General features: G+C 66.7%; 29 protein-coding genes and 1 pseudogene. 19 read left to right on the top strand and 11 right to left on the bottom strand.

Annotated elements, in window-relative coordinates:
- Window positions 1–16: 16 nt before the first annotated feature.
- From IDF66_RS03495 to IDF66_RS03485, 3 genes are all read right to left on the bottom strand, one after another.
- Window positions 17–1201 carry a pyridoxal phosphate-dependent aminotransferase gene (locus IDF66_RS03495; protein ID WP_190265733.1) on the bottom strand — a complete coding sequence of 395 codons (1185 nt, stop codon included), beginning with the start codon at window positions 1199–1201 and terminating at the stop codon, window positions 17–19.
- A gap of 67 nt (window positions 1202–1268) precedes the next feature.
- Window positions 1269–2105: an aldo/keto reductase gene (locus tag IDF66_RS03490; protein WP_164308814.1), complete on the bottom strand. Its 837-nt coding sequence runs from the start codon at window positions 2103–2105 to the stop codon at window positions 1269–1271.
- A 39-nt stretch (window positions 2106–2144) separates the two neighbouring features.
- A complete protein-coding gene (locus IDF66_RS03485; protein ID WP_190265732.1) occupies window positions 2145–3074 on the bottom strand; it encodes an NADP-dependent oxidoreductase in 930 nt (309 codons plus the stop codon).
- Window positions 3075–3195: 121 nt separating this feature from the next.
- On the opposite strand from IDF66_RS03485, the gene IDF66_RS03480 reads away from it, so the two are divergent.
- On the top strand, window positions 3196–3606 hold the full coding sequence (locus IDF66_RS03480; RefSeq protein WP_190265731.1) for an ArsR/SmtB family transcription factor: 411 nt from the start codon (window positions 3196–3198) through the stop codon (window positions 3604–3606).
- A complete protein-coding gene (locus tag IDF66_RS03475) occupies window positions 3603–4139 on the top strand; it encodes an SRPBCC family protein (protein WP_190265730.1) in 537 nt (178 codons plus the stop codon). The genes IDF66_RS03480 and IDF66_RS03475 overlap by 4 nt, the downstream gene beginning before the upstream one ends.
- A 27-nt stretch (window positions 4140–4166) precedes the next feature.
- On the opposite strand, the gene IDF66_RS03470 is transcribed toward IDF66_RS03475, so the two are convergent.
- Complete coding sequence (locus IDF66_RS03470) at window positions 4167–4640, bottom strand: NUDIX hydrolase (protein ID WP_190265729.1); 474 nt, start codon at window positions 4638–4640, stop codon at window positions 4167–4169.
- An 89-nt stretch (window positions 4641–4729) separates the two neighbouring features.
- Here IDF66_RS03470 and IDF66_RS03465 point away from each other — a divergent pair, with 89 nt between their 5' ends.
- The 5 genes from IDF66_RS03465 to IDF66_RS03445 all read left to right on the top strand — a co-directional run bounded on the left by IDF66_RS03465 (window position 4730) and on the right by IDF66_RS03445 (window position 7152).
- The gene (locus IDF66_RS03465; RefSeq protein ID WP_190265728.1) at window positions 4730–5215 is read left to right on the top strand and encodes a hypothetical protein; all 486 of its coding nucleotides are present in this window, start codon (window positions 4730–4732) and stop codon (window positions 5213–5215) included.
- Window positions 5216–5308: 93 nt separating this feature from the next.
- Window positions 5309–5527, top strand: a complete 219-nt coding sequence (locus IDF66_RS03460) for a hypothetical protein (RefSeq protein ID WP_190265727.1) — start codon at window positions 5309–5311, stop codon at window positions 5525–5527.
- A gap of 44 nt (window positions 5528–5571) precedes the next feature.
- On the top strand, window positions 5572–6081 hold the full coding sequence (locus IDF66_RS03455) for an O-acetyl-ADP-ribose deacetylase (RefSeq protein WP_190265726.1): 510 nt from the start codon (window positions 5572–5574) through the stop codon (window positions 6079–6081).
- 114 nt (window positions 6082–6195) lie between these two features.
- Entirely contained in the window at window positions 6196–6846 is a 651-nt protein-coding gene (locus IDF66_RS03450) for an LpqN/LpqT family lipoprotein (protein WP_317628574.1), read from the top strand.
- Window positions 6847–6861: 15 nt separating this feature from the next.
- Entirely contained in the window at window positions 6862–7152 is a 291-nt protein-coding gene (locus IDF66_RS03445) for a hypothetical protein (RefSeq protein ID WP_164308822.1), read from the top strand.
- Between the two features lie 102 nt (window positions 7153–7254).
- Here IDF66_RS03445 and IDF66_RS03440 read toward each other — a convergent pair whose 3' ends face one another.
- The gene (locus IDF66_RS03440) at window positions 7255–9045 is read right to left on the bottom strand and encodes an MFS transporter (protein WP_190265725.1); all 1791 of its coding nucleotides are present in this window, start codon (window positions 9043–9045) and stop codon (window positions 7255–7257) included.
- A gap of 55 nt (window positions 9046–9100) precedes the next feature.
- Window positions 9101–9550 carry a MarR family transcriptional regulator gene (locus tag IDF66_RS03435; RefSeq protein WP_190265724.1) on the bottom strand — a complete coding sequence of 150 codons (450 nt, stop codon included), beginning with the start codon at window positions 9548–9550 and terminating at the stop codon, window positions 9101–9103.
- Window positions 9551–9809: 259 nt separating this feature from the next.
- On the opposite strand from IDF66_RS03435, the gene IDF66_RS03430 reads away from it, so the two are divergent.
- The 4 genes from IDF66_RS03430 to IDF66_RS03415 all read left to right on the top strand — a co-directional run bounded on the left by IDF66_RS03430 (window position 9810) and on the right by IDF66_RS03415 (window position 13655).
- Window positions 9810–10079, top strand: a complete 270-nt coding sequence (locus tag IDF66_RS03430; protein ID WP_164308825.1) for a GlsB/YeaQ/YmgE family stress response membrane protein — start codon at window positions 9810–9812, stop codon at window positions 10077–10079.
- A gap of 47 nt (window positions 10080–10126) precedes the next feature.
- A complete protein-coding gene (locus tag IDF66_RS03425) occupies window positions 10127–10774 on the top strand; it encodes an SDR family oxidoreductase (protein WP_190265723.1) in 648 nt (215 codons plus the stop codon).
- 48 nt (window positions 10775–10822) lie between these two features.
- Window positions 10823–12199 carry an FAD-binding oxidoreductase gene (locus IDF66_RS03420; protein WP_190265722.1) on the top strand — a complete coding sequence of 459 codons (1377 nt, stop codon included), beginning with the start codon at window positions 10823–10825 and terminating at the stop codon, window positions 12197–12199.
- A 100-nt stretch (window positions 12200–12299) separates the two neighbouring features.
- Window positions 12300–13655, top strand: a complete 1356-nt coding sequence (locus tag IDF66_RS03415; protein ID WP_190265721.1) for an MFS transporter — start codon at window positions 12300–12302, stop codon at window positions 13653–13655.
- Window positions 13656–13667: 12 nt separating this feature from the next.
- Here the strand turns inward: IDF66_RS03415 and IDF66_RS03410 are convergent, their stop codons facing one another.
- Window positions 13668–14282 (bottom strand): cysteine hydrolase family protein, encoded by a 615-nt coding sequence (locus IDF66_RS03410; RefSeq protein ID WP_164308829.1) that lies wholly within the window; start codon window positions 14280–14282, stop codon window positions 13668–13670.
- Window positions 14283–14421: 139 nt separating this feature from the next.
- Between IDF66_RS03410 and malQ the strand changes: the two are divergent.
- A pseudogene (gene malQ, locus IDF66_RS03405) lies at window positions 14422–16574 on the top strand (4-alpha-glucanotransferase).
- A gap of 6 nt (window positions 16575–16580) precedes the next feature.
- On the opposite strand, the gene IDF66_RS03400 reads toward malQ, so the two are convergent.
- Window positions 16581–17825: an MFS transporter gene (locus IDF66_RS03400; RefSeq protein ID WP_388001012.1), complete on the bottom strand. Its 1245-nt coding sequence runs from the start codon at window positions 17823–17825 to the stop codon at window positions 16581–16583.
- Between the two features lie 99 nt (window positions 17826–17924).
- Between IDF66_RS03400 and IDF66_RS03395 the strand changes: the two genes are divergently transcribed.
- The 3 genes from IDF66_RS03395 to IDF66_RS03385 all read left to right on the top strand — a co-directional run bounded on the left by IDF66_RS03395 (window position 17925) and on the right by IDF66_RS03385 (window position 21788).
- On the top strand, window positions 17925–19124 hold the full coding sequence (locus IDF66_RS03395; RefSeq protein WP_190265720.1) for an ATP-grasp domain-containing protein: 1200 nt from the start codon (window positions 17925–17927) through the stop codon (window positions 19122–19124).
- 125 nt (window positions 19125–19249) lie between these two features.
- Window positions 19250–20728: a flavin-containing monooxygenase gene (locus IDF66_RS03390; protein ID WP_190265719.1), complete on the top strand. Its 1479-nt coding sequence runs from the start codon at window positions 19250–19252 to the stop codon at window positions 20726–20728.
- 31 nt (window positions 20729–20759) lie between these two features.
- Window positions 20760–21788, top strand: coding sequence for a zinc-binding alcohol dehydrogenase family protein (locus tag IDF66_RS03385; protein WP_190265718.1), 1029 nt, complete (start codon window positions 20760–20762; stop codon window positions 21786–21788).
- 6 nt (window positions 21789–21794) lie between these two features.
- On the opposite strand, the gene IDF66_RS03380 is transcribed toward IDF66_RS03385, so the two are convergent.
- Both IDF66_RS03380 and IDF66_RS03375 read right to left on the bottom strand, forming a co-directional pair.
- Entirely contained in the window at window positions 21795–22631 is an 837-nt protein-coding gene (locus IDF66_RS03380; RefSeq protein ID WP_190266292.1) for an SOS response-associated peptidase, read from the bottom strand.
- 52 nt (window positions 22632–22683) lie between these two features.
- The gene (locus IDF66_RS03375) at window positions 22684–23181 is read right to left on the bottom strand and encodes an aminoacyl-tRNA deacylase (protein WP_164308834.1); all 498 of its coding nucleotides are present in this window, start codon (window positions 23179–23181) and stop codon (window positions 22684–22686) included.
- 154 nt (window positions 23182–23335) lie between these two features.
- Here IDF66_RS03375 and IDF66_RS24005 point away from each other — a divergent pair, with 154 nt between their 5' ends.
- Both IDF66_RS24005 and rsrA read left to right on the top strand, forming a co-directional pair.
- Complete coding sequence (locus tag IDF66_RS24005; RefSeq protein ID WP_388001009.1) at window positions 23336–24262, top strand: sigma-70 family RNA polymerase sigma factor; 927 nt, start codon at window positions 23336–23338, stop codon at window positions 24260–24262.
- 29 nt (window positions 24263–24291) lie between these two features.
- Window positions 24292–24585: a mycothiol system anti-sigma-R factor gene (gene rsrA / locus IDF66_RS03365; protein ID WP_223309103.1), complete on the top strand. Its 294-nt coding sequence runs from the start codon at window positions 24292–24294 to the stop codon at window positions 24583–24585.
- Between the two features lie 164 nt (window positions 24586–24749).
- Here rsrA and IDF66_RS24105 read toward each other — a convergent pair whose 3' ends face one another.
- Window positions 24750–24824, bottom strand: coding sequence for a 50S ribosomal protein bL37 (locus tag IDF66_RS24105; protein ID WP_370452957.1), 75 nt, complete (start codon window positions 24822–24824; stop codon window positions 24750–24752).
- A gap of 170 nt (window positions 24825–24994) precedes the next feature.
- Between IDF66_RS24105 and IDF66_RS03360 the strand changes: the two genes are divergently transcribed.
- A complete protein-coding gene (locus tag IDF66_RS03360) occupies window positions 24995–25210 on the top strand; it encodes a biotin/lipoyl-binding carrier protein (protein ID WP_164308836.1) in 216 nt (71 codons plus the stop codon).
- A 73-nt stretch (window positions 25211–25283) separates the two neighbouring features.
- Window positions 25284–26789, top strand: a complete 1506-nt coding sequence (locus IDF66_RS03355; RefSeq protein WP_190265716.1) for a sensor histidine kinase — start codon at window positions 25284–25286, stop codon at window positions 26787–26789.
- The last annotated feature ends 190 nt before the right edge of the window (window positions 26790–26979 follow it).

Here is a 26979-nt window from a genome sequence, read left to right as displayed (position 1 = left end):
GCTCTGACAGTCGGATTCAGGCGGGTGGCGGGAGCGTGCCGACGAACTCGCCGAGCCGTCGTAACCCCTCGGTCAGTTCGTCGGTCGATGCCGCGTACGACAGCCGAACGTGATCATCGGCGGTGTGGTGGCCGAAATCCTTTCCCGGGGTGAGGGACACGTGTACCTCGCGTAGTGCTCGGTCACAGAACTCCGACGATGTGAGTCCGGTCCGCGAGACGTCGAGGTAGACGTAGAACGCCCCGTCGGGCACGACCGGCACATCGAGTCCGATCCGCGCCAGACCGTCGACGACGAGTTCGCGACGGATACGGAACTCCTCGCGGCGGGCCTCGGCAAGGGCGAGCGATTCGTCGGTGAAGCACTCGAGTGCGGCGTGCTGTGCCGGTGTCGGAGGACAGATGTAATAGTTCTGCGCCAGTCGCTCCATCACCGGGACGAGGTCGTCGGGCACGATGCACCAGCCCAGACGCCAGCCCGTCATCCCGAAGTACTTGGAGAAGCTGTTGATGACGATCGCCCCGGGGTCTGCGGCCAGGATGCTCGTCGGGGCGGTGCCGTCGGGCCCGCGATCGGCCAGGCCGAGATAGATCTCGTCGACGATCCGCCATCCGTCGCGGTCGGCCACGTCGGCGCAGATCCGCACCAGTTCGTCGTGTGGCACCGACGTCCCGGTCGGATTGGACGGTGATGCGACCATCACTCCCCGGGTGTGCTCGCCCCAGGTGCCGGCGACGAGCTCCGCGGTCAATTGGAAACGCGTCGCCGGGGTGGTCGGGATCAGACGGACGTGAGCACCGAAGCTCTCCGCGAACTGCCGGTTGCACGGATACGACGGATCCGCGACGAGGACCTCGTCGCCCGGATCGACGAGGGCCGCACAGCTCAACAACAATGCGGCGGAGGCCCCGGACGTGACGACCACTCGCCGTGGGTCGACATCCACGCCGAAGCGGGTGCCGCAGAACCCGGCGATCGCCGTGCGCAATTCGGGCAAGCCGAGTGCCCCGGTGTAGGTCAGCGGCCGCCCGTCGGTCAGCTCACGGATCGCGGCGAGAAAGGCCGGTGGTGCACCGAAGTCGGGCTCACCGATACTCAATTTGATGACGTCGTGACCGGCGGCCTCGAGTTCGGCGGCACGCTTGCCGAACTCCATCGCGTAGAACGGCGCGACGGCCTCGGCGCGCTGGGAGATCCTCATGGGGTCATTGTGGTCCCGGCGGCCGAGGCCCTGCGAACGGGGCCGGATCGTTCCGGTACGCCGCGGGTCAGCTCTCCGGGATGTAGTTGAACTCGTCGGGGTCCGGGCCGCGACGACGGTCCTTGTTCAGCCCGTCGATGGCAGCCACGTCCTCGGCAGAGAGCTCGAAATCGAAGAGGGCGAAGTTCTCCTCGACCCGTGCCCGGGTCACCGACTTCGGGAACACGATGTCGCCCCGCTGGATGTGCCAGCGCAAGGTGACCTGAGCCGTGCTGCGGTTCTTCTCCTGGGCGATCTTGACGAGCACCGGGTCGTCGAGGACGTCGCCCTGGGCGATCGGCGACCACGCCTCGGTCGCGATGTCATGCTCGGTGTTGAAGGCGCGCAAGGCATTCTGCGTCAGGTACGGATGGACCTCGATCTGGTTGACCGCCGGCACCACGTCGGTTTCGGCGAACAACCGCTCGAGGTGGGCGCGCTGGAAGTTGGAGACACCGATCGCTCGCGCCTTGCCGTCGCCGTGGAACTTCTCGAGCGCCCGCCAGGTCTCGACATAGTCACCGACACCGGGTAGTGGCCAATGGATCAGGAACAGATCGATCTGCTCGAGACCGAGGTCGGCGAGCGTCTGATCGGCGGCCTTGAGGGCGTCGTCGTAGGCATGGAAGCCGTTGTTCAGTTTGCTGGTGATGAACACGTCGCGACGATCGAGCCCCGATTTGGCGAGGGCAGCGCCCACGCCCTTCTCGTTCCCGTACATCTCCGCGGTGTCGATGTGGCGGTAGCCGACCTCGAGTGCGGCCAGAGTGGCCGCCTCGGTCTCCTCCGGCGGGATCTGGAAAACGCCGAAACCGAGCTGGGGGATAGGCACACCGTTGTTGAGAGTGATTGTGGGAACCGACATTCGGCTACTTCCTTTCGGTTGGATCAGCTTTCGGATTGGTCACGGCAGCAGGATGAACTTGCCCCGTGGATGTGTGCGCTCGAGCTCCACGAGTGCAGTCGCGGCGTCGGCGAGCGGGAAGGTCGCGGCGACCTCGGTGACGAGTGTTCCCGCCGCAGCGTCTGCGATGAGGCCCTCGACGGCCTCGGCCCGATATCGTCTGCTCTCCGGTGTGCTGCCGTTCACCAGGACGATGCCGTCGGCGGCACGTCCGAAGGCGGCGATGCTGACGATCCTTCCCGGGTTGTCGACCAGGGTGAGTGAGGTGTCGATGGCCTCGTCGTTGCCCACCGTGTCGATCACGGCGGTGATCGGGGCAGGCGTGAGCGGCACGATCCGATCGAGGAGGCCGTCGCCGTAGGCCACCGGGATCGCTCCGAGGGCGCGCAGATGTTCATGGTTGGCCGGACTCGCCGTGGCGATCACGGTCGCGCCTGCTGTCACGGCGAGCTGCACGGCGATGGAGCCGGCCGCGCCGGAACCGCCATGGACGAGGACGACATCGGATTCGGTCACGTCGGCGGTACGCACGGCGTCGGCCGCGGTGACCCCGACGAGGAGGAGCCCGGCAGCGCGTTCGACGTCGAGGTCGGCCGGCCGCGGATGAACGGCACGGACGTTCGCGAGCACGCTGTCGGCGTACGCGCCGTGAGCGCGGTACACGATGACCTCGTCACCCACCGCGAAGGGGTCTGCGACGTCGCCGACCGCGGTCACCGTTCCCGCCAGCTCGTACCCGACGGCGAGAGGCAGTCTCGACCCGTCGGTGCCGGTCTGGCCGCGGACGGACTTGACGTCGACCGGGTTCATCCCGATGGCCCGCGTCTGCACGACCACCTGTCCCGACACCGGAGCCGGAATCTCGTGATCGACACACTCGAGCACATCAGCAGGGTCGCCATAGGCGGTCGCGACGAATCTCTTGGCCATGTCCGTTCCAAGGGTACGGGCCGGGGCGAGTATTCCGATCCGAGTCGGCAGGCGTCGTCACGCGGGGTTCACTTCGTCGGGTTGTGGTGCGAATGGTAACCGATCGGTTACCATTCGTCGTGTGGGCGTTTTCGATGCGATCGCAGATCCGGTCCGTCGCCGGATCCTCGGGATCCTGGCCGACGGTCCCTGCCGGGTTGTCGACATCACCGACCTGCTCGCAGGCGACCACCCGATCTCACGGCCCGCCATCAGCCGCCACCTGCGGATACTCGCGGCCGCGGACCTGGTCGACGTCACCGAGCGGGGCCGCGAACGTCACTACCACCTCGATCCGGCACCCCTGGACGACGTCCGGACATTCCTGGCAGCACTCGGTTCGCGCCCCGACACGTCGCCCGGCACCGGTCCGCCGGGCTCGCGCCGGTCGAGGATCGACGAAGACATGCTCGATGCCCTCGATACCGAGGTGTACCGCACCAGGCGTGACCGGCGCAGGGCGGCGGTCGAGCGACAGGAGGACTCCGCATGACCACAGATCCGTCCGGCCGTCACGTCGTCCGCGCCGAAGGGGGCGCCGTGGCGTTCACCCGTACCTTTCGGGCCGGTATCGACGACGTATGGGCGGCGGTCACCGAATCCGATCGACTGGCCCGGTGGATCGGTTTCTACAGCGGTGACCCTCTCAGCGGCCACGTCGACTTCACCATGAACGCCGAGGGGGAGGAGAACATGTCGCCGACCCGGTACGACATCCGTCGCTGCGAGCCGCCTCGAGTGCTCCGGGTGTACACCGCCGATGACTTCGGCACCTGGGATCTGATCATCGAACTGTCCGAGGCCGACGGGGTCACGACGCTGGTGCTCAGTCAGATCGTCGACGATCCATCGACGATCGAGAACACCGGACCGGGATGGGAGTACTACCTGGATCGGTTGTCGGCCGCGATCGGCGGTTCCGATCCGGACGTCATCGATTTCGACGACTACTACCCTTCGCAGCGCGATTACTACCTGGCCGTCGGGCAGTCGGTGACCGGTGACGCCGGATCGCCGCAGCCCTGATGCATTCGGGGCGACGGCCCCGCCCGGTTACCGGCGGAACCACGCCGCCGGATCGTCGCGCAGAGCGTTCTGGATGCGCAGCCGCGACGTCTCGGCGAGGTCTTCGGGTAGGTCGTCCGCGGGAAACCAGGCGACGTCGGTGTTCTCGTCGTCGGCCGCGTGCGGTTCACCGTCCACGTGGCGGGCGAGGAAACAGACGTCGAGGTACTGCGAGTGGTCGCCGTTCGGGTAGGTGATCATCGGCGTCACGTCGACACTGGTCAGGCGCACCAGCTCGGCCCGGATGCCGGTCTCCTCGGCGACTTCGCGCAGTACCGCCCGAGCGGGTTCCTCCCCGGGTTCGAGGACACCGGACACCACCGCCCATTCGTGTGTGTCCGCACGGTGGGTGAGCAGGATGCGCCCGGTGCCGTCGAGCACCACCGCGCTGACCCCGGACAGCCAAAGAGGTTCATGTCCGATGTGGCGGCGTAGGTCACGGATGAAATCTGGGATGGGCACGAATCCATCCTGCCAACACGACCGGCGGGCGACGGAGACTGTCGGTGGCCGGTGATTCACTGACGCCATCCCGACCACAGGAGGTGCCCGTGAACGCGCAGCAACCAGATCCCCATCCGGACATGCACGGCATGGAGTCGGGCGGGACCGGCGCGTCGCCCACGATGACCTGGGATGCGATGGAACGGTGGCTCGTGCAATCGATGGCGGAGATGCCCCGGGCCGCCATCCTGGACATCGGCCCGGCCGGCGTGCGGGTCGACGACACCGACGACGTCGAATGCGCACAGATCCAGTCGCTGAGTTCGGAGACGTTCCTGCTCCGGCTCTCCACCGTGGTCATGTCGGCGCCGCTGCTCGCGTCGTTCAGCGTGCCGCGCACCGCGCTCGACACCTGGTTCTACGACGACGTCTTCGACGAGTGCACCCATGGATATCTGATGAGTCGTTCCCGTCGCCGCGTCGCCGAGATCGGTGTCGCATGGTTCCGGGACCGCTGCGGCTTCCCGTCTCCGGGCGATCTCGGCTGCTCGTACACCGAGCCGGCGCGGCTCGGGCGGTCGGCGTCGAGATGAGTGCGCGGCCCCGGGTCAGGGATGCCCCTGATCTTTCCCCGAATTCGACCGTCACCTGATGATTTCCCGCCGGCGGAAGTCCACAGTGGAGTCATGACCACACCAACAACACCCACAAACACGACCGGCAACGGACTCGGCTTCTGGAAGGTACTCGGCATCATCGCGGTGGTGCTCCTCGCCCTCGCGATGGTCGGCCCACTTCTGAAGGGACTCTTCTGGATTGCGCTGTTCGGCCTGGCCATCTACGGCGGCTACGTGCTTTACCGGTCCAGGTCGGGCAAACATCAGAACGGGTCGTCGTCGCTGTAGGCGTGCCTACGATGTCGCTGTAGGCGCGCCTACAATCGGCGAACATGAGCGGTATCGACGTCGTCACCGGTGACATCACCTCGGTGCGTACCGACGTCATCGTCAACGCCGCGAACTCCTCGTTGCTCGGCGGCGGTGGCGTCGACGGTGCGATTCATCGCGCCGGCGGCCCCGCCATCCTCCGGGACTGCCGTCTGCTTCGGGAGACGACGTTGCCGTCCGGTCTCGAGGCCGGTGCCGCCGTCGCCACCACGGCCGGTGACCTGCCGGCGCGCTGGGTGATCCACACGGTCGGCCCGGTGTATTCCGACCGTGACGACCGGTCACAGGTGTTGCGGTCGTGCTACACCCGCAGCCTGCGTCTGGCCGCCTCGCTCGGCGCGCGATCCGTTGCTTTCCCGCTCATCTCCGGTGGCGCCTACGGATGGCCGCTCGACGACGCCGTCGACCAGCAGGTTCGGGCTGTCAAAGATGCAAATTCAACTGTCGAATCCATTATGCTCGTTGCCTTTTCGGACGAGATCGCGGATCTCACACGCCGCGCGCTGAGTTGATCACCCATTGGTCGGTCCTCCTGACTATCCTCGGCTGGTGGCCGAATACTGGGTGGACGCGACGGGCGCAGATATGCGCGCCGAAGCCGCAGGTGGCAGGGTGCGTGACCCGAGGTGACCGCTGAGACCGATCACCTCGACCGCCCGACCCGGGACGAGAACCGCTTGGTGGAGCCGACGCTGCTGCGACCGTATGCGGTTGCGTACGACCCCGCGGCGCGTGCACGTCGGATCGACCGCTCACACGACGGCGACGAGACACCGATTCTCGAACGCCTCGAACGGATGGCGGTCACCGCGAGTCGCGTGACCGATGAACGATCGATCCCGGGCGAGGTCCTGATCGACGTCGACCGCGACGTCTGGCGACGGGCCACTGCGCCGGGATACCTCCAGCTCTTCATCGCAGACCACGGCAACGACGGAACGGTGGCGGTCGTGGTGACCCGTTTCGTCGTCGACCACGGCGCCGATGTGTCCCGCCTGATCGACCACGCCTTCGTCGAGCCTCGTGCCCTGCCCGGGTGGACCGAGAACGAGGCGACCCGAACGCAACCGGGCTTCCGGACCGAGGGCTCCTCGATGCAGACGGGCACCTACGTCGGTGACGATCAGACCTGGTACTGCGCAATCCGATACGCCGCCTACCGCCGCGGAAACGTCGCGTATCTCCTGCACGCGACCGGAACGGCGCCGGCCCGCGAAGGCGACATGTTCCGGCGGTCGATCGCATCGGCCGTCAGCTCGGTCCGCTTCGAGGACTGAGAGGGAGACGATCAGATGGTCAAACGCTCCGATCGCGTCGACGACCTGGAGGCGGCGCTCGCCGCGACGGCGGTCTTCGTCGACGATCCCGACGACCAGGGCTGGATGACTGCACACGTCGGTCGCCAGGACCTGTTCGTGCGTATCGGCGATTTTCCCGATGAGGACCTGTGGTCGCTCTGGCTCGGCGACGGCCGGTGGATGGACTTCACGGTGACACCGGCCGGATGGACGCTGCGCGTGCCGGGTCGGCGTTGGCCTGCCGGGGCGCGACCGCGCTTGCCGAAGAACGAGTTCCACGACTGAGGGGTGATCGGCTCGATCCGAGACGATCGCATGCGGCTCGACGACCATTCGATCGCCAGGGCGACCGGCATCACGCACGGCTCCGCGCGCTCGCTCAGACCTTCACGACCGAAGCGGCGGCGAGAGTTCGGACGTGACCGGCTCGACGACGTCCGCGGTCGCCCCGCCGGAGGTCTCCTGCCCGATCTCCTCGAGTTCGACGGCCTTCGACCTGCGGGCGCCGGTGAACAGCGATGCGAGCGCACCGATCACACAGCACACGATCGCGAAGGTGAAAGCGGCACTGAGGCCGTCGGCGAACGGACTGCTGATGAGATGGGGGAAGAAGTCCAGTCCGGTCAGCGTGTCCTGATTGCCCTGCGGCAGGCTCGACAGTTGTGGGCCGAGCAGTTGTTCCACCGGGTTGTAACCGAGGAAGGCGGCGAAGAGGACGGCGACCGCCGGGAGGTGCGCGATCTGGTCGGCCTGCACCGCTGGCACGCCGTTCGCGGTGAGCCCTGCGCCCATCGTCGCCGGGAGGTGGGCCGAGAGCCCGCTGATCATCAGACTGAAGAACAGGCCGATCGACAGCACCATCGCGGCGTTCTGGAACGTCGTCATCATGCCCGATCCCGAGCCGCGGGCGTCGGCGGGCAGGCTGTTCATCACCTCGGCGCGGTTCGGTGACGAGAACATACCCATGCCGACACCGTTGAGGAACAACACGATTGCGAACGTGGGGTAGGAGAAGTCGACCGGCATCGCGATGAGCGCGGCGAACGTCCCGGCGGTGATGAGCATGCCGGTGGTGGTGAACCACTTGGTGCCCAATCGGTCCGACAGAGCGCCCGACACCGGTGCGGTCAGCAGGAATCCGATGGTGATCGGAATCATGTAGATGGCCGACCAGAGCGGGGTCTGCTCGAAGTTGTAGCCGTGCTGGGGAAGCCAGATCCCCTGGAGCCAGATGATGAGGATGAACTGCAGTCCGCCACGACCGATCGATGACATGAGGTTGGCGATGTTGCCGAAGGTGAACGAGCGGTTGGCGAACAGGTGCAGGTCGAACAGCGGGCTCGGCACCCGTGTCTCGATGAACACGAAGACGACCAGCATGAGGGTGCCGCCGATCAGGCACGACAGCACCATCGGGCTGGACCAGCCCATGCTGTGTCCGCCGTACGGCTGGATGCCGTAGGTGATGCCGACGAGCACGGCCACGAGCCCGACCGCGAAGGTGATGTTGCCCCACCAGTCCATCTGGGCGCGCCGGCGTACGCCGGTGTCTCGCAGTTTGAGGTAGGCCCAGATGGTCCCGATGACGCCGAACGGCACGGACACGAGGAAGACGAGGTTCCAGTGGATGGGCGCGAGGATGCCGCCCACCAACAGACCGAGGAACGAACCGGCGATCGCGGCGACCCCGTTGATGCCGAGCGCGAGTCCGCGCTGGTCGGCGGGGAAGGCGTCGGTGAGGATCGCCGACGAGTTCGCCATCAGAAATGCGCCGCCGACGCCTTGGACGATGCGCCAGGCGATGAGCCAGATCGCGGCGGCGCTGCCGTCGAACCAGGTGATGGCGAGAAAGATCGACGAGACGGTGAAGATCGCGAACCCCAGGTTGTACATGCGGGCGCGACCGAACATGTCGCCGAGGCGTCCGAAGCTCACCACCAGCACGGCGGTGACCACCAGGAAGCCCATCATCATCCACAGCAGGTAGCTGGTGTTCTCGGGGAGCAACGGGTTGACGTGGATCCCGCGGAAGATGTCCGGGAGGGCGATCAGAACGATCGAGCTGTTGATGGTGGCGATCAGCATGCCCAAGGTGGTGTTGGAGAGCGCGATCCACTTGTACCCGGAATCAAGGCCCGGGTCGGCCGCGGCACGTGCGGCGAGGGTGGCGGAGGTCATGGAAGTCCTTGGGGGAATCGGCGAGTCGGCGGATCGGGTCGCGGGGTCGGCGAGGTCAGGTGGTGCCGAGGGCCTCGGCGAGGAGCCTCAGCCCATGGCCGACGGTCTTTCGGTCGTCGTCGTCGAGGCGGTCGAGGGCCGCCGCGAGCACGCGCGCCCTCTCGGTCCGTGCGTTCGCGATGAGTTCCACCCCTGCCGGGGTCGGGTTGAGCAACCGTGCCCGGCCGTCGTCGGGGTCCGGGGTCCGCTCCACGAAACCCTGTTCCTCGAGTGCTGCCACGATCCGGGACATCGTCGGCGCGGTCACGGACTCACGCTCGGCGAGTTCCGACAGACGGATGGGGGCGTGATTGATGATCGTCCACAGCGCTGCGGCGACCCCGGCGGTGAGATTGCTCTTGCCACCCCGGGTGCGCAGCGTCCGGTTGATCCGTGTGAGCTGGTGATAGAGCGTTGCGACCTCGGCGTCGCCGACGATGTCCGCACCGGAGACGGCTCGTGTCATGGCCTGATTCCTTCGCCCTGAGAGGTCGCGTGGGACACCGCGGCCAGTGGTTGTCGCTTGCCCAGCACATTAGTTGCTTAGTGCTAAGTAAGCGAATGGTAAAGGTCTCAGTGGACGGCGGGAGTGTCGGTGGTCTCGTCTTCGCGACGAATCCGGTGTCGTGGGTCCGCCCTGCGAGGTGTCGGCGTAGCGTCCGCGCTGTAGATGCCACCGATCGCAGCGGCGACGGTGTGCCGACGCCCGACGATCTGGAGGAGCCGTGCTCGGACTGGGAATCATCGGATGGATCATCATCGGCGGACTGGCGGGGTGGGTGGCCAGCATGATCATGAAGACCAACGCCCAACAGGGCATTCTGCTGAACATCGTGGTCGGCATCGTCGGAGGGCTGATCGGTGGGTTCATCCTCCGGTTGTTCGGCGTCGACGTCGAGGGCGGAGGCCTCGTCTTCAGCTTCGTGACGTGCTTGGCGGGGGCGTGCCTGCTGATCTGGCTGGTCGGCCTCGTCCGGGGGCGCACCAAGGTGTGACGTCGGTAGCGTGGAGCGGAGACGATCCCGATCGAGAGGAGTCCAGGATGGCCCGCGTGGCAATCATCGGAGGACACGGCAAGATCGCGTTGCGCTTGGCGAAGACGTTGTCCGAGCGCGGTGACGACGTGACGTCGATCATCCGCAACGAAGCGCAGGTCGACGATGTGGCCGCCACCGGCGCCACACCTGTCGTGGCCGACGTCGAGGACCTGGACGCAGCCGGACTCGCATCCGTGCTGGCCGGTCACGACGCAGTGGTGTGGTCCGCGGGAGCGGGGGGCGGTGACCCCGACCGGACCTTCGCGGTGGATCGCGACGCGGCGATCCGGTCGATGGATGCCGCCGCGACGGCGGGCGCGAAGCGCTACGTCATGGTGTCCTATTTCGGTGCCGGACCCGATCATGGTGTTCCCGAGGACAATTCGTTCTACCCCTATGCCGAGGCCAAAGCGGCGGCCGACACGCATCTGCGGGCGTCGGAATTGGACTGGACCATTCTGGGGCCGAGCCGGTTGACCGACGAGCCGGGCAGCGGTCGGATCACCGCCGGTGGGAACCGTGCGGCGAGCAGCGAGGTCAGCCGCGACAACGTCGCGCTGGTGGCCGCCGCGGTGCTCGCCGACCCGACGACCGTCGAGCGCACCATCGAGTTCGACGACGGAGACACCCCGATCCCCGACGCGCTCACCTGAGAAGCCCGCAATTCTGGTCGATACTCGAGAGATGACCGGGATCGACGGATGAGCGCGATGCCACTGGCCGACCTGCGTGCCGTCGTCGGCGATGCGCACGTGCTCGACGACGCCGACGCGGCCGCCGGCTACCTGACCGATTGGACCGGCCGGTGGACCGGCCGGGCCGATGCAGTGATCCGGCCGCGCACCACCGAGGAAATGGCCGCCGTCGTCTCCGCGTGCGCCGCTGCCGGGATCGCGATCTGCGTGCAAGGCGGTAACACCGGGCTGGTCGGCGGGTCGGTACCGCCCGTCGGTGGCGACCCGGCCGACCGTCCGCTGGTCCTCGTGACGACTACGCGGATGACCGACATCGACGGCGTCGACACCATCGGTCGTTGCGTCGGGGTGCAGGCCGGAGCGACGATCGACGCGATCGATCGCCGGGCCGCCGAGTCCGGACTGAGATTTCCCGTCGACCTCGCATCGCGGGAATCGGCGACCGCCGGCGGCCTGGTGGCAACCAACGCGGGCGGAATCCGGATGATCCGGCACGGCAACACCCGCAGCCAGGTCCTCGGTGTCGAGGCAGTCCTGGCGGACGGCCGAATCCTGCGCCGGTGGACATCGCTCGTGAAAGACAATGTCGGCTACGACCTTCCGGGACTGCTCGCCGGTAGCGAGGGCACCCTTGCGGTCATCACCCGCGTGCTGTTCCGACTCGTCGCCACACCCGGCGACACGATCGTCAGTGTGGCGGCCGTGCACCATGTCGCGGACGCGATCGGCTTCCTCGGGTCCCTGACCGATCGGGGGCTGAACATCGAGGCAGCCGAGATCATGACCGAGGCGGGTATCACGCTCGTCGAGGAGTACGGACCACGACGCCCGGTTGCCGCGCGCGCACCCTTCTACGTGCTCGTCGAGACATCCGGGACGGGCGACGTCGAGGCCGTGGTGCTCGAGGCGCTGGAGAGTGCGCCGGTCGCCGACGCAGTGCTCGAGCCGGGCCCGGCCAGGGCGCTGTGGGCGGCCCGGGAACAGCACACCGAATCCATTGCGCGATCGAGCGCGACACCGGTGGTCAAACTCGATGTGTCGGTGCCGATCCGGGCGCTCCCCGAGGCTCTGGCCGAACTCGAGGCGGTGGCCGGGATGGTCGACCATCCGTGCCGCCCGATCCTCTTCGGGCACATCGGTGACGGCAACATCCATGTCAATCTGCTCGACGTCCCCGAGGACCGCGTCGACGAGCTGACCGCACATGTGTTCGGCATCGTCGCGGCCAACGGCGGCAGCATCAGTGCCGAGCACGGGATCGGGCGTGCGAAGACGGCGTGGACCCATCTCGGACGGGGAGAGGTCGACCGTGCGGCGATGCGTGCCGTCAAGGACGCATTCGACCCGGCAGGCCTCTTCAATCCGGGTGTCCTGTTCGGCTGAGTGCGCCGTTCGTCCGCGTGAACGTCACGGCCGGAGAGTTCTGATCACCGTGATTCGGACCCTGGGGCGCGCGACGCTGAGTCGCTAACGTACGTCGGTCATGGCCACCACCACGCTCACCGCTCCGGACACCCGCGTCCTGGGCGACGAGACCGACGACGAGCGCCGCAGGCGGCTCCGTACCGTCGTCGCCGCGAGTCTGCTCGGCACCACCATCGAGTGGTACGACTTCTTCCTGTACGCGACCGCGGCGAGTCTCGTGTTCAACACGGTGTTCTTCCCAGATCAGAGCTCATTCGTCGGCACCCTGCTCTCCTTCGCCACCTTCGCGGTGGGGTTCGTCGTCCGTCCGGTCGGCGGGATCGTCTTCGGGCACATCGGAGATCGCATCGGGCGCAAGCGAACCCTGGCGTTGACCATGGTGCTGATGGGTGCGGCGACCGCACTGATGGGGGTGTTGCCCACCGCGGCATCGATCGGCGTGCTCGCGCCGATCCTGCTCCTCGCGCTCCGGGTGCTGCAGGGTTTCGCGCTCGGGGGCGAGTGGGCAGGCGCCGTCCTGCTCGCCGTCGAGCACAGCCCACGCCGTCGTCGTGGAGTGTTCGGCAGCATCCCGCAGATCGGTCTGGCACTGGGCCTCGCGCTCGGGACCGCAGTCTTCGCGATCCTGCAGGTGACCCTCGACGACGACGCGTTCCTCACCTACGGCTGGCGGATCGCCTTCCTCGTCAGCGTCGTGCTGGTGGTGATCGGCTTCATCGTCCGGCTCAAGGTCGACGAGACGCCCGCGTTCGCCGAGGTGGCGGCGCTCGCCAGGAAATCGTCGGCGCCGTTGCGCGACGTCATGCTGCCACCGAACACGCGCAACACGGTCCTCGGCATGCTGGCCCGCTGGGGTGAGGGATCGGCGTTCAACACGTGGGGTGTCTTCGCGATCGCCTACGCGACCAAGGAACTCGATCTCGCGGAGGTGCCGGTGTTGATCTCCGTCACGATCGCATCGGTGGTGATGGCACTGCTCCTGCCGGTGTCGGGGCTGTTGACCGACCGTTACGGACCCAAACGCATCTATCTGATCGGCATCGCGGCGTACGGGCTCGTCGTTTTCCCGGTGTTCGCGCTGTTCGGGACGAAGAGCCTGGTGTGGTTCACCGTCGCGCTGGTCGTGGTCTTCGGGGTGGTGCACGCACTCTTCTACGGCGCACAGGGCACCCTCTTCGCCAGTCTGTACCCCACCGAAGTCCGCTATACGGGGCTGTCGGTGGTCTATCAATTCTCCGGCATCTACGCGTCCGGCCTGACGCCGCTGATCCTGACCGCCCTGATCGGTGTCGCCGGTGGGTCTCCATGGCTCGCCGCGGCGTATCTCGCGGTCACGGCGGTCATCAGCGTGATCGCCACCTCGTTGATCCGGCAGCGCGACCTGCATCTGGCGACGGAGACCCGGACACCGTGAACGGAGCTCCGGTCAGAGGGCGGACAGTACCGCGGTCGACTCCACCGGTTGGGAGAACATCGGGTAATCGAAACTGATCGCGTTGTCGTGCTCGGCGACCGATGTGGCCGCTGTGCAGTCGGTCAGCGTGATCACGCGGTACCCGTTCTCGTACCCCGATCGCATGGTCGATTCCACACAGCAGTTGGTGAGGAATCCGCCGAGGATGATCGTGGTGATGCCTTTGCTGCGCAGGATGAAATCGAGGTTGGTGCTCGCGAAGGTGTCCAGTCCGCGCTTGCCCTCGATGACGATGTCGCCGTCGGCCGGGGTGAGGTCGTCGACGATCGTCGCACCCCACGAGTCCTTGACGAACGCATTGCCGTCGACGACACCTTTGAGGATCCCGTACGGATGTCGCGTGAGTTCGCCATAGCCCGGTGCGAAGGTGATCGGGGCGTGCATGATCGTCACACCCGCGTCGCGGGCCTTCTCGACCAGCGTGACGGTGTTCGCGAGCATTCCGGTCTTGTCCATCACCTCGGAGACGGCATCGTGCAAGACGCCGCCGTCGCTGGTGAACTCGTTCTGGAATTCGATGAGAACGAGAGCGGTGGTGGTGGGGTCGAGCGTCAGGGTGTCGGCCATGATGTCCCTTTCGATTCGGTGGGCCCCGCCTGCGCCCACCGGTTGTGGTGATGGCGATCACATTAGCGGAGCGATTCGACGGTTGCCCGCAGAGCGGCGATGACGCGCGCTCCGGCCCGAACCCTGAGACGATGCTGGCGTGACGACCGACGATGTGTCCCGCGGGCAGCTGGCCGGACTCGCCCGGCGGTGTGGTGTGGCAACGAGCTACGTGGGCTGGGACGAGCTCGATCACGAGGTGAGCTCGGCGACGATAGTCGCGGTACTCGGTTCGCTGGGCTTCGCAGCCGGTTCGGCCGACGAGATCGCCACGGCGCATGCCGCTCTCGACGACGAACCGTGGCGCATGATGCTCCCGCCCGTGACGGTGTCCACCGAGGGGTCCGGGTCGACGTTCGTCGTCCATGTCCCGCACTGGAATCCCGTGCACGTGTGGATCACCACGGAAGACGGTGGTGACGCGCACCCGTCCCAGGTCGATGTCTGGGTGGAGCCCCGTGTGGTCGACGAGATCCTGGTCGGCCGTGCGACATTCGAGGTCCCGCGTGATCTGACACCCGGCTATCACACGCTGCACGCGCTCGACCCCGTGTCGGAGGTGACCGCCCGGCGTCCACTGATCGTCACGCCGCGACGGTTGTCCACTGCGGCACGGCTGACCGGTCGCAAGCGGTGGGGGCTGGCCGTCCAGCTCTATTCGACGAGATCGGCCCGATCGTGGGGAGTCGGCGACTTCGCCGATCTCGCCCAGATCTGCGAAGTGGCGGCGAGCAGTTACGGCGCGGATTTCGTGCAGGTCAATCCGTTGCACGCCGCGCAGCCGCACGCGCCCATCGAGGCGTCGCCCTACCTGCCGGTGACCCGTCGATTCGTCAACCCGCTCTACATCCGCGTGACCGACATCCCCGAGCTGTCCGGTCTGGACAAGAGCGTGGCCAAGAAGCTGCGCGCCCTTGGCCGGGATTTCCTCGACGACAACGTGAATCCACGGAAAATCAAGCGCAACAAGTCCTTCCGCGCCAAGATGTCGATCCTCGAGCTCATTCATCGGCAACCGCTGGATGAGGCCCGGGCGGCCGAGTACCGCGCGTTCCGCACACGCGAGGGCAAGGGCCTACGCAGGTTCGCGACCTGGTGCGCATTGACCGAGCGATACGCGCCGGATGATCCGAGATGGTCCGAGCATCTGCAGGACAAGGCCTTTGTCAAACAACAGCGTCATCGCCTGGCGGACCGGGTCGAGTTCTACACCTGGCTGCAGTGGATCTGCGACCAGCAGCTGGCCGAGGCGCAGCGGGCAGCGCGCTCGGCAGGGATGGACATCGGGATCATCGCCGACCTGGCGGTCGGGGTGGCCCGGCACGGCGCCGATGTCTGGATGCTCGGCGACGTCCTGGCGCGCGGAGCCACGGTCGGCGCGCCTCCGGACGGCTTCAATCAGCAGGGTCAGGGCTGGGATCAGCCGCCGTGGCATCCCGGCGGCTGGCCGAGGCCGGCTATGCGCCGTACCGGGACATGCTCCGGACGGTTCTTCGGCATGCCGGGGGGTTGCGCGTCGACCACATCCTCGGGTTGTTCCGACTGTGGTGGATTCCGGATGGCATGGGACCGGCCGACGGCACCTATGTCCGGTACGACCACGATGCGCTCATCGGCATCCTGGCGTTGGAAGCCGAGCGGGCCGACGCCGTGGTGATCGGGGAGGATCTCGGAGTCTTCGAGCATCATGTCCAGGATGCGTTGGCGCAGAGAGGGATTCTCGGTACATCGATCCTCTGGTTCGAACACGGTCCCGACGGTGCCATCCCCCCGGAAAAGTATCGACAGCTCTGCCTGACGTCCGTGACGACGCACGACCTTCCGCCGACCGTCGGCTATCTCGCCGGGGATCACATCGAATTGCGTTCCCGGCTGGGTCTGTTGGAGACCGGCGAGGAAGCCGAACGGGCGCGCGACGAGCGTGAGCGCGACGCCGTGCTGGCGCTGGCGCGCGACCGTGGCCTGCTGCAGGACGGGACTCCGCTCACGGACCAGCGAACGGTCGAGGCGCTCTACCGGCTCGTCGCCGCCACTCCGTCGGCACTCCTGGGTGTCGCACTCGTCGACGCCGTGGGGGAGCGACGCATCCAGAACCAGCCCGGCACCGGGTCGGCGCAGTATCCGAACTGGTGTATTCCGCTCGCCGACGACCACGGCGATCCGGTACTCGTAGAAGATCTCGCAGGCAACGCCCGTTTCGCGAGTCTCGTCGCGGCGCTGAACGACGCCGGAGTCGGCTATGGCGACCTGTGATGTCGGCTAGGTCGAGGGGGCGTCGTCGGTGCGCCGGGACCGGGCCACCGCGACCATGGTCAAAACGAGCGCAAGCAGCGCCAGCACGGCAACCGCGACGTTGAACACCACGCCAGATGTCCGCAATCCCCAGTGTGAGGCTGCGATTCCCTCGCCGACGATGGGAATCGAGATGGCGACGTAGGCGACCACGAAGTACGTCGAGGTGACCTCTGCGCGCCGGTCGGCAGGGCTGGCCGCGACCACGGCAGCGAGGCCTTTGCTGAACGAGAGTCCCTGTCCGATACCGCAGACGACGGCCCCGGTGATCAGCGCGGCGAGCGATGACGCAAGGAGGCCGACGATCAGGACCAGGGTGCCCGCCACCAGGATCGCACAGCCCGCGACCAGCGCACGCTCGGTGGGGTAGCCGCGTCCGGCGATCTGGGTGACCGCCGACGACAAGAACAGCACTGCGACGACGGCGCCGGCAACTGCATGGCTGTCGATGCCGAGGATGTGCGAGATGAACGACGGCGTCACACCGGTGAAGGTGCCCATCACGGCGAATCCCGCGAAGGCTGCGATCGACGCGCGGAGGAACACCCCGCGTACCTCCGGCGGCACCGACAGCCGTTGCACCGAGAGCCTCGCTCCCGGCTTGACCTCGACGGGCTCTGTGATCAGCCAGATCCCGACCAGGACCGGTACGAGGAGCACGAGGTCGATGGCGAACGGCAGATGCAGCGGCGCGGGCGCGAACTGGGCGAGGAGCCCTGCGATCAGCGGCCCGAGCCCCAGTCCGCCGATGTTGGCAGCGGTCGCTATCGCAGGCGCGCGCTGCCGCCAACCGGGTGGTGCCAGTTCGATCACGGCGGCGGTTGCCGCGCCGGCATAGATGCCCGCGGAGAGTCCGGACAGGACGCGTCCGATCATGAGTTGCCAGACGGGACCTGCGGTGATGAACACAATTGCGCTGGCGACCGAGAACAGCGCCCCGGCGACCAGGAGCGGCCGGCGGCCCACCACGTCGGACCAGCGTCCGAAGATGATCAGCGCGGCGATCACACCCGCCGCGTAGATCGCGAAGATGACGGTCGTGGTCGTCACCCCGAAACCGAGTTCTCCGGAGTAGATGGCGTAGAGGGGAGTGGGCAGCGTGGTCCCGAGCATGACCACGGCGAACGCGCAGACCGCGGACACGAATGCGCGTACGCCCGCGGCGTCGCGGGGCGATCGCGGGTGTCCGTTGCGCATATCCCTACCCAGCATCATCACCTCGGACACTATTCCTCATCACGAGTGCGTTCGCCGGGGCCGATGATTCGCGTCCGCCCAGCGTGGTGACACCGGGTTGGATACGGTCGGTCGATGGACGGTCCCGCCACGTCAGTCGAACGTGTCCTCGCCACCACGTCCCGGATGCCCTTCGCCGTCGACGAGATCCACAAGCTCGGGGTCACCGGTCACGAGGTCACTGCCGCCGACACCTTCTCGGCATCGCCGGGCAGTCACTCGCGCGGTGCCCACCGGCATGTCGAGGTACCCGCCCCGACACAGCACACCGAGGAATTCCTCGTGGCCGTCATCGACACACTGGACAGATTCGATATCACCTGGCTCCTGCCGATGTTCGAGGAGGTGTTCTACCTTGCCGCGCATCGCGATCGGCTCGCGGCGGGCAGGCCGGACCTTGAGCTGTTCTTCCCCTCGTTCGACGTCTTGGCGAGGGTGCACGACAAGGTCTCGTTCGCAGGTCTGTGCCGGGACCTCGGACTGCCCGTGGCGGAGTCGATCACGGCCACGTCGGCCGACGAACTGCGGGCGGCCGTCGGGCGGTGGGATGCGTGGTTCGCCCGGGCGGCGTTCGGGCGTGGTGGTCTGGACGTGATCACCAATTCCGGTCCGCTCGCGGGTGAGACCGACCTCGATGAGATCCATCCGACCCCCGAGGACTCGTGGCTGGTGCAGGAGTACCTGAAGGGCGTCGATCGCTGCAGTTGGAGTGTGGTCCACCACGGCGAGGTGGTCCTGCACTCGTGTTACGAACATCCACTCGCGATCGACAACCGCGGCGGCATCGTCTTCGAGTCGGTCGAGTCACCCGAATCGCTTGCCACGGCGCAGACCGTGGCACGAGCGCTGAACTGGCACGGGCAGCTCAGCTTCGACTATCTGATGACCGGCGATGGTGTACACCACATGGTCGAATGCAACCCCCGGCCGACTGCGGGCTGCACCGTTGCGACCGCCGACGAGTTCGCCACCGCGCTCTTCGACCCCGCCGGACTCGTCGTCGTTCCGCCCGGACGCAAGAAGATGATCACTGCGGCGGTGCTCCGCGATGTCCTGAAGCACCCCCGTCACCTGCACACCGACCTCGTGGCGACGCGCGGCGCCACCGGCGTGTACGACCAGAAGGGTGACCGCCTGCCGCTCTTGTACTCGGCGCTGTCTCTTCAGCACGTGCTGCACTACCGCAAGGAACTCGGCATCGATCGCAACACTCGTGAGCAGCTGATGGCGACACAGTTCTTCGATGTGTCGTGGGACGGCTCGGCGATCGGCTGAGTCCCGCACGCGCGGATCGGTCGCGCGGCGCCGGACCCTGGTCACAGAGCGGATGGGCGGTTAGTGTGTCTCGCGTAACAGTAACTCTGGGGACGACGTCCCTCTGACGTCACACGGGAGTGGACATGCGGCCAGATCATGACGTGGTGATCGTCGGTGCGGGGTTCGGTGGCATGGGTGCCGCAATCGAGCTGAAGCGCCTGGGGATCGACGACATCGCCATTCTCGAACGAGAGGACGATCTCGGCGGGACATGGCACGTCAACCACTACCCGGGCCTCGCGGTCGACATCGCATCGGTGACCTATTCGTATTCGTTCGAGCCCAATCCGTACTGGTCGCGGCTGTTCGCACCCGGTGTCGAGCTCAAACAGTATGCCGAGCACGTCGCAGACAAGTACGACCTCAAGCGGCACATGGAGTTCGGCACGGTCGTCCGGACGGCGGAATGGGACGATTCCGAACAGCTCTGGCGGGTGACCACCGGGAGCGGAGTGCGTACGTGTCGGTATTTCGTCACCGCGACCGGGTTCCTCTCACAGCCCCATACGCCCGACTTTCCCGGGATCGACTCCTTCGCGGGCACCATCATCCACACCACCGCGTGGGAGGACGGCCACGAGTTCGCCGGTGAGCGTGCCGCGATCATCGGTACCGGCGCGACCGCGGTGCAGCTCATCCCCGAGATCGCCGAGCGCGCAGATGAGTTGACCGTCTTCCAGCGGACGCCCATCTGGGTGGTGCCCAAGCTCGATTTCGCGATCCCGCCCGGTGCGCAGAAGATCTTCGCCAGGGTGCCGTTCACCCAACGGATCGCGCGAATGGTCAACACCTCCCTGCTCGAGGCGCTCATGGTGTTCGGGGTGCTGCACTTCAGACAGGCCAAGCCCGGCAATCGCCTCGCGGCGCTCGTCGCCAAGGCGCACTTGCGTGCTCAGGTGCGCGATCGCGCGACCCGGCGGGCGCTGACGCCGTCCTACGATTTCGGCTGCAAGCGTCCGACGTTCTCCAACACGTACTTCCGCACTTTCAACAAGCCCAACGTCTCGTTGCAGACGAGCTCGATCGAGCGCGTCGAACCCGACGGGATCGTGACCGCCGACGGCGAGAAGGTCCTCGTCGACACTCTCGTGCTGGCCACCGGCTTCAATCTGTGGGACGTCAACTTCCCGGCGTTCCAGATCATCGGCCGGGACGGCAGGGATCTGGGGAAGTGGTGGCGGGACAACCGTTTTCAGGCCTACGAGGGAATCACCGTCCCGGCGTTCCCGAATCTGTTGTCGCTCAACAGTCCTTATTCCTACAGTGGCCTGTCGTACTTCACGACCATCGAAGGTCAGATGAAGCACATGCGTCGCCTGTTCGGTGAGTTGAAACGCCGCGGCGCAACGACCTTCGAGGTCACCACGGATGCGAACGACAGGTTCCTCGCGGAGGTCACCGACAACCTGCAGTCGTCGGTGTTCTACAACGGCAACTGCGCGTCGGCGCGTAGCTACTACTTCAATCAGCACGGTGAGGCCGCGCTGCTGCGTCCCAACTCGACCCTGAGCACCCTGCGTCAGATGGAACGTTTTCCCGTCGACGCCTACCGTTACAGCTGAGCATCGACCCGAATCGTCCTATCCTGGCCACATGCGCGCGTGGGCGGTCATCCGGCCGGGGCCGATCGGCGAACACCCGTTGCGGCTGGTGGAGAAGCCGACACCCGATCCGGCCGCGGGCGAACTGTTGGTCGGGGTACTCGCGTGTGGGGTCTGCCGCACCGATCTGCATGTCGCCGAAGGTGATCTCCCGGTTCATCGGCAGCAGGTCACACCCGGTCACGAAGTGGTCGGGGAGGTCGTCGCACTCGGTGCGGACACCACGGGATTCGCAGTGGGCGATCGCGTGGGGGTGGCGTGGCTGCGCAGCACCGATGGGACGTGCTCCTACTGTCGACGCGGCGCCGAGAACCTCTGTCCCGCCTCGTCGTATACGGGATGGGATGCCGACGGCGGATACGCGCAGTATACGACGGTACCTGCGGGGTTCGCCTACCGGATCCCCGACGGCCTCGACAGCGTCGCCGCGGCACCCCTGTTGTGCGCGGGCATCATCGGGTATCGGGCGCTGAAGCGGGCCGGTACGGTGGCCGGGTCCGACGACATCACGTTGACGGTGCCGCCGACACTCGGGCTCTACGGTTTCGGTGCGAGCGCTCATCTGTGTGCCCAGCTCGCCGTCGCCCTGGGTGCGCGCGTGCATGTCATGACGCGGGCCGGCCCTGCGCGGGAACTCGCGCTCGCCCTGGGTGCGGCCTCGGCAGGCGACCCGGCCGACGGCCCGCCTGAGCCGCTGGATGCGGCGATCACCTTCGCGCCCGTCGGCGAACTGGTCCCGGTCGCGATGCGGGCACTCGATCGCGGTGGGGTCCTCGCCATCGCCGGCATCCACCTGTCCGATGTCCCGGTTTTGAACTACGAGCGGGAACTGTTCTACGAGAAGGAGATCCGATCAGTAACCGCCAATACCCGGAACGACGGCCACGAATTCCTGCGACTGGCGGCGCGATACGGCATCACCCCCACCACCCATACCTATCCACTGTCGGAAGCAGATCACGCGCTGAGCGACCTCGAGGCGGGACGATTCGACGGCGCCGCCGTGCTGGTCCCGGACTGAGCGGCCTCACACGGGTTCGAGGAGCTCCGGCCCATTGTTGGCGACCCGGTTGACCAGCGGTGCGACCTCACGGATCTCGATGGCGTCCGCGATCTCTTCGGTCGGTGGTGCGAAGAGATCCTCGGGTGCGGTGTGGTCGGGATCGAGCCACTGGTCCCACTGCGCGAACGGCATGATCAGTGGCATCCGGTCGTGTACGTCGCGCAGCTGACCGACGGCATCGGTGGTGAGGATCGAACAGCTCAGCAGCGGAGGCTCCTCCTTCGACGCGCCCTTCGGCCGCCACACCGACCACAGGCCCGCCATGAACAACCGGGTGCCGTCGTGCGGTGACATGAAGAACGGCACCTTCGTCGGCCTGCCCTTGGCGTCGGCCGGCCCTTTCTTCCACTCGTACCAGCCGTCCATCGGGACCAGACAGCGCTTGGATTTGACCGACGTACGGAACGAGCTCTTCTCGGCTGCACTCTCCGCACGGGCGTTGAACAGGAGCGGACCCTTGCCGACCTCCTTCGCCCAGGGCGGTACCAGACCCCAGCGCATCGCGCGGATGCGCAAGGCGGGTTCGTCGTCGGGATGGTCGGGGGAGTGGCGTTTCACCACGGTCATCACGGTGCTGGTCGGGGCCACGTTGTAGTTCGCGCCGGGCGCCCGCCGAGTGGTTTTGTCGGTAGCGGCCGGCTCGCTGTCGGCAGACTCCGCAGCGACCGGTTCGGCCGTGGACGAGTCCTCGGCGCGACCTGAGCCGCTGCCCGGGTCCAGGGGGACCGGGACTTCGTTGATCGCATCGATCTCCGCGGCGAGCTTCGCCGGGTCGGTGGTCACCGCATAACGTCCGCACATGGTCTCCATGCTGTCACGCGACCGGAGACGGTGTGCTCGTCTGCGCGCGGCGTCAGGTCGCGACGTCGGCCACGACGGCACCGATGACGGAGATCAGGTCTGCCGGCGCCAGTGACACCTCCAGACCACGTCGCCCGGCGCTGCAGAAGACCTCCGGCCAGTCGAGCGCCGTCCGGTCCACCACCGTGGGCAGCAGCGTCCGCTGACCTATCGGTGAGACCCCGCCGAGGACGTAACCGGTCGCGCGGGTCACCGATTTCTCGTCGGCCATCCGTGCCTTGGTGCCACCGGAGGTCGCCTCCGCCAATGCGGCGGCGGCCGCTTTGAGCGACAGACGCCGCGGTACCGGGACCACGGCCACGGCGAGTGTGCCTGCGATGTCGATGACCAGCGTCTTGAATATCTGATCGGCGTGGACGCCGAGACCGTCACCGAGAGCGGCAACGGCTTCGTCGCCGTAGGAGTCGCTGCGCGGATCGTGCGGGTATCGGTGTACGGCGTGGTCGATGCCTGCGCGTTCGAGCGCCCTGACCGCCGGAGTCGCTGCCATTCGATCGCCTCCTTCCTGGTCGGGACCGAAACGCATCGGTCGTTCTGGAACATTTGTCGCGGTGCGTCTGTTGACAGGGTTGGCGACGAAGGCGAGAGCCGTGTCGTCGCCGCGACCACTGCACTCTCCCGACTCCGAAGGAAGGTCGATCAGCCTGATGACCACCGGCTTGCTCGCACCCACTCCAGCGGTTCACGACAGGTTCGCCGAGGCCGTCGACCCGCGCGGCCTCGCGACCGCGAAGGCATCGGTAAGCTGGACCGACAGCGGAAAGACCGTGCCGGCGTCCCGTGAGGTCACGCCGGCTGCGGGCATTCTCTCCGCGCATGCCGTCACCGAAGGGATCGTAGTGGTCGAACCCGATTCACAGGATCAGCCGCCCCAGGACATCGACCGGGCAGAGCCGGCCCAGGCGAAAGCGTCCGAGTCGGCATCGAAGTCCGCCGGTGCCGGGTCACAGGCGCCGCGCCGCGCCGATCCGGGCGAGTCGCCCGAGGCCATCACCGAACGTTTCGAGCGCGATGCGTTGCCGCTGCTCGACCAGATGTACGGTGCGGCGCTCCGGATGACGCGCAATCCGGCCGATGCCGAAGACTTGGTCCAGGAGACGTACGTCAAGGCGTTCTCGGCCTTCTCCTCGTTCCGCGAGGGCACCAACCTGAAGGCCTGGCTGTACCGGATCCTCACCAACACCTACATCAACGGCTATCGCAAGAAGCAGCGGCAGCCCGCGCAGTACCCGACTGACGAGATCACCGACTGGCAGCTCGCCGCCACTGCCGAGCACACCTCGACCGGCTTGCGGTCGGCCGAGATCGAGGCGCTCGACGCCCTGCCGGACGACGACATCAAGGCAGCGCTGCAGGAATTGCCCGAGGACTTCCGCATGGCGGTGTACTACGCCGATGTGGAGGGTCTGCCGTACAAGGAGATCGCCGAGATCATGGACACGCCGATCGGCACCGTCATGTCACGCTTGCATCGCGGACGCCGTCAACTGCGTGAGCTGCTCGCCGACGTGGCTCGCGAACGTGGATTCAATCGATCCGCCCAGACCTCGGAGAGCGGGGCGGCGCGATGAGCGGCACACCTCGTCCCGAGGAGCCACGAATGGGCTCCGACGACATCGATCCGGAGTTTCTGCAGCTCGATTGCTCGGCGGTGATCGCCGATGTGTGGTTGCTGCTCGACAACGAGTGCGATTCGGACGCACGATCGCGCTTGCAGGGGCATCTGGACAGCTGCCCGTCGTGTTTCGCCCATTACGGCATCGAGCAGCAGCTCAAGACCTTGATCAACCGCAAGTGCGGTGGCGAACACGCACCCGAGGGGCTGCGTGACCGGTTGCGGATCGAGATCCGCAAGACTGTCATCGTTCGGGAGACCGGCGGCTCGGCCGACTGAGCGGGTCTCGACGGCCCCTGAGACGTCGAGAGCATCCAACTGCCAGAGAGTCGTGCTCTCGAAGCGGGTGGATGCTCTCGATGTTTTTCTGGGCGCCGTGACGACGTGAAGTGGTCGGCAGGCGCCCGGACGTTGTGCTCGTACTCGGCTGAGTCGTGCTCGACTCAGGAGTTGGGACGCTTGCCGTGGTTGGCAGCGTTCTTCTTCCGAGCGCGCTTCTTGCGTCCGCGCTTACCCATGACGGATCTCCTTCGTGCTGTGTGCGTCCTTGATTGTCCCATGTCCGGGGTCCGTGGTCCCAATCGCCTCGTTTCGAGCCCGTAGGGGCCGGCGCGCCGCTCGGCGAGAAGCCGTCGAGAGGTGCCCAGACCTCGCCGTGTGGCCATCGGAATGGGCTAGGTTATGTGGCATGGCTGAAGACGTCGTTGCAGAGATCGTGGCAAGCGTGCTGGAGGTGCGGGCGAGGGCCGGTCAACAGGTCGACGTCGGCGACACGCTTTTCCTGCTCGAATCGATGAAGATGGAGATCCCTGTCCTCGCAGAGGAATCCGGCACGATCGCGGACATCAAGGTCAAGGTCGGTGACGTCATCCAGGCCGGCGACACCATCGCCGTCTACGAGTAATCCGTCCTCGGTGCCACCGAACCCTTCATCGCCGACCTCGCTGCGATCGCAGCTCCACTGAGCCCATCACGTCATGTCCACCCTTGCCGACCTTCTCGCCGAGCACACCACGTTGTCGGATGCCGCGGCCGCGCATCTGCAGCGTCTGGTCGCCGAATGGCAGCTCCTCGCTGATCTGTCGTTCGCCGACTTCCTGATGTCGGTGCGCACCGAGGACGGCGACATCGTCACGGTGGCCCAGTGCCGGCCCAACACGGCCTCGACCGTCTTCCCGAGCGACGAGGTGGGGCGTATCGCGGATCCCACGGTCAACCGGCAGCTCGAACGTGCGTTCTCCGCCGACCGGGTGTTGCGTGACGAGGATCCGAAATGGCTGGGTGCGGTGGCGATCAGGCGTGAGGCCGTGCCCGTCGGATTCACCGCTGACGACGGTGTGATCGCCGTGCTGACCCGTGCCGTCGATCTGACCCATCCGCGCCTGCCCTCGCCGCTGGAGCTCGCGTATCAGGACTCGGCCAACGATCTGTGCCAAATGGTCGCCGACGGCTCGTTTCCGCACGTGGAGGGCAATCCGCGAGGCCTGTCCACACCGCGTGCCGGCGACGGTTTCGTCCGGGTGGACGAGAACGGCATGGTCGTCTATGCAAGTCCCAACGCGTTGTCGGCGTTCCACCGGATGGGGTGGACGACCGAGCTCACCCACACCCGGCTGTCCGAGGTGGCCGCGTCGTTGCTGACCGACCCGTTCGAATCCGAGGACGTCGCGGTGATGATCGATGAGGCAGTCGGCACCACCGCACCGCCCGCCGGACCGTACCGCGACGTCGGTATGCGGATGGAAGCGGACGCGCGGCGCGCGACGGCATTGCTCAGGGCGGTTCCGCTGCGCCCGCGCGGTGCCAGCACCGGGGCGGTGGTGCTGATCCGTGACGTCACCGAGGTGAAGCGCCGCGACCTGGCACTGATCAGCAAGGACGCCACCATCCGGGAGATCCACCACCGGGTGAAGAACAATCTGCAGTCGGTCTCGGCGCTGCTGCGACTCCAGGCCCGCCGCACGACCAACCCGGAGGCCCGTGGCGCTCTCACGGAGGCGGTCCGCCGGGTGGCATCGATCGCCCTCGTCCACGAACTGCTGTCGGGGAGCGTCGACGAGGAGGTCGACCTCGACGAGGTGGTCGACCGGCTGGTCCCCATCCTGGTGGACGTCGCGTCCGGGGATGCCACGGTTCGGGTCACCCATCGCGATCGACTCGGCGTGCTCACCGCCGAATTGGCGATGCCGCTGGTGATGGTGCTGACCGAGTTGATCCAGAACGCCATCGAGCACGGGTTCACCGGGCAGACGGGCGACAGCGAGATCGACGTGGTCGCCGACCGGGATGTCCGGGAATTGCGGATCGCTGTGCGTGACAACGGTTCCGGACTCCCGGAGGGCTTCGAGGTGGCGACGTCAGACCGACTCGGATTGCAGATCGTGCAGACCCTCGTGTCGATCGAATTGGGTGGCGCCCTCACGATGGGCCCGAACCCGATGGGCCGGGGCACCGAGGTGAACATCGTCATTCCGTTGCGTTAGCCGTGCGCGACAACCGATCGCAGGCTCGTCGAGCCGAATTATCGGTTACCGGTTCGGGTTACGGCATACCAGGCACGAAATCCGCGTTCGCTCAACAGGTCAGGTTGCCGGCAACTGTCCGTACAACGAAAGAGACCCGGCGGAGGCCGGGTCTCTTTCATGGCCGCTCACGCGGCTCGGGGTCATGCCC

The sequence above is a fragment of the Gordonia hankookensis genome (assembly GCF_014673215.1).
Lineage (GTDB): Bacteria > Actinomycetota > Actinomycetes > Mycobacteriales > Mycobacteriaceae > Gordonia > Gordonia hankookensis.
This window is presented reverse-complemented; position numbering and strand designations above follow the sequence as displayed.

Bases quoted from the DNA above. Each gene is read 5' to 3' on its own strand.
- rsrA (WP_223309103.1), top strand. From the start codon at position 24,292: ATGGGCTCCGACGACATCGATCCGGAGTTTCTGCAGCTCGATTGCTCG.
- IDF66_RS03490 (WP_164308814.1), bottom strand. From the start codon at position 2,105: ATGTCGGTTCCCACAATCACTCTCAACAACGGTGTGCCTATCCCCCAG.
- IDF66_RS03400 (WP_388001012.1), bottom strand. From the start codon at position 17,825: ATGCTGGGTAGGGATATGCGCAACGGACACCCGCGATCGCCCCGCGAC.
- IDF66_RS03355 (WP_190265716.1), top strand. From the start codon at position 25,284: ATGTCCACCCTTGCCGACCTTCTCGCCGAGCACACCACGTTGTCGGAT.
- IDF66_RS03410 (WP_164308829.1), bottom strand. From the start codon at position 14,282: ATGGCCGACACCCTGACGCTCGACCCCACCACCACCGCTCTCGTTCTC.
- IDF66_RS03385 (WP_190265718.1), top strand. From the start codon at position 20,760: ATGCGCGCGTGGGCGGTCATCCGGCCGGGGCCGATCGGCGAACACCCG.
- IDF66_RS03495 (WP_190265733.1), bottom strand. From the start codon at position 1,201: ATGAGGATCTCCCAGCGCGCCGAGGCCGTCGCGCCGTTCTACGCGATG.
- IDF66_RS03380 (WP_190266292.1), bottom strand. From the start codon at position 22,631: ATGTGCGGACGTTATGCGGTGACCACCGACCCGGCGAAGCTCGCCGCG.
- IDF66_RS03375 (WP_164308834.1), bottom strand. From the start codon at position 23,181: ATGGCAGCGACTCCGGCGGTCAGGGCGCTCGAACGCGCAGGCATCGAC.
- IDF66_RS03390 (WP_190265719.1), top strand. From the start codon at position 19,250: ATGCGGCCAGATCATGACGTGGTGATCGTCGGTGCGGGGTTCGGTGGC.
- IDF66_RS03420 (WP_190265722.1), top strand. From the start codon at position 10,823: ATGAGCGCGATGCCACTGGCCGACCTGCGTGCCGTCGTCGGCGATGCG.
- IDF66_RS03360 (WP_164308836.1), top strand. From the start codon at position 24,995: ATGGCTGAAGACGTCGTTGCAGAGATCGTGGCAAGCGTGCTGGAGGTG.
- IDF66_RS03435 (WP_190265724.1), bottom strand. From the start codon at position 9,550: ATGACACGAGCCGTCTCCGGTGCGGACATCGTCGGCGACGCCGAGGTC.
- IDF66_RS03475 (WP_190265730.1), top strand. From the start codon at position 3,603: ATGACCACAGATCCGTCCGGCCGTCACGTCGTCCGCGCCGAAGGGGGC.
- IDF66_RS03425 (WP_190265723.1), top strand. From the start codon at position 10,127: ATGGCCCGCGTGGCAATCATCGGAGGACACGGCAAGATCGCGTTGCGC.
- IDF66_RS03445 (WP_164308822.1), top strand. From the start codon at position 6,862: ATGGTCAAACGCTCCGATCGCGTCGACGACCTGGAGGCGGCGCTCGCC.
- IDF66_RS03485 (WP_190265732.1), bottom strand. From the start codon at position 3,074: ATGGCCAAGAGATTCGTCGCGACCGCCTATGGCGACCCTGCTGATGTG.
- IDF66_RS03460 (WP_190265727.1), top strand. From the start codon at position 5,309: ATGACCACACCAACAACACCCACAAACACGACCGGCAACGGACTCGGC.
- IDF66_RS03415 (WP_190265721.1), top strand. From the start codon at position 12,300: ATGGCCACCACCACGCTCACCGCTCCGGACACCCGCGTCCTGGGCGAC.
- IDF66_RS03440 (WP_190265725.1), bottom strand. From the start codon at position 9,045: ATGACCTCCGCCACCCTCGCCGCACGTGCCGCGGCCGACCCGGGCCTT.
- IDF66_RS03395 (WP_190265720.1), top strand. From the start codon at position 17,925: ATGGACGGTCCCGCCACGTCAGTCGAACGTGTCCTCGCCACCACGTCC.
- IDF66_RS03455 (WP_190265726.1), top strand. From the start codon at position 5,572: ATGAGCGGTATCGACGTCGTCACCGGTGACATCACCTCGGTGCGTACC.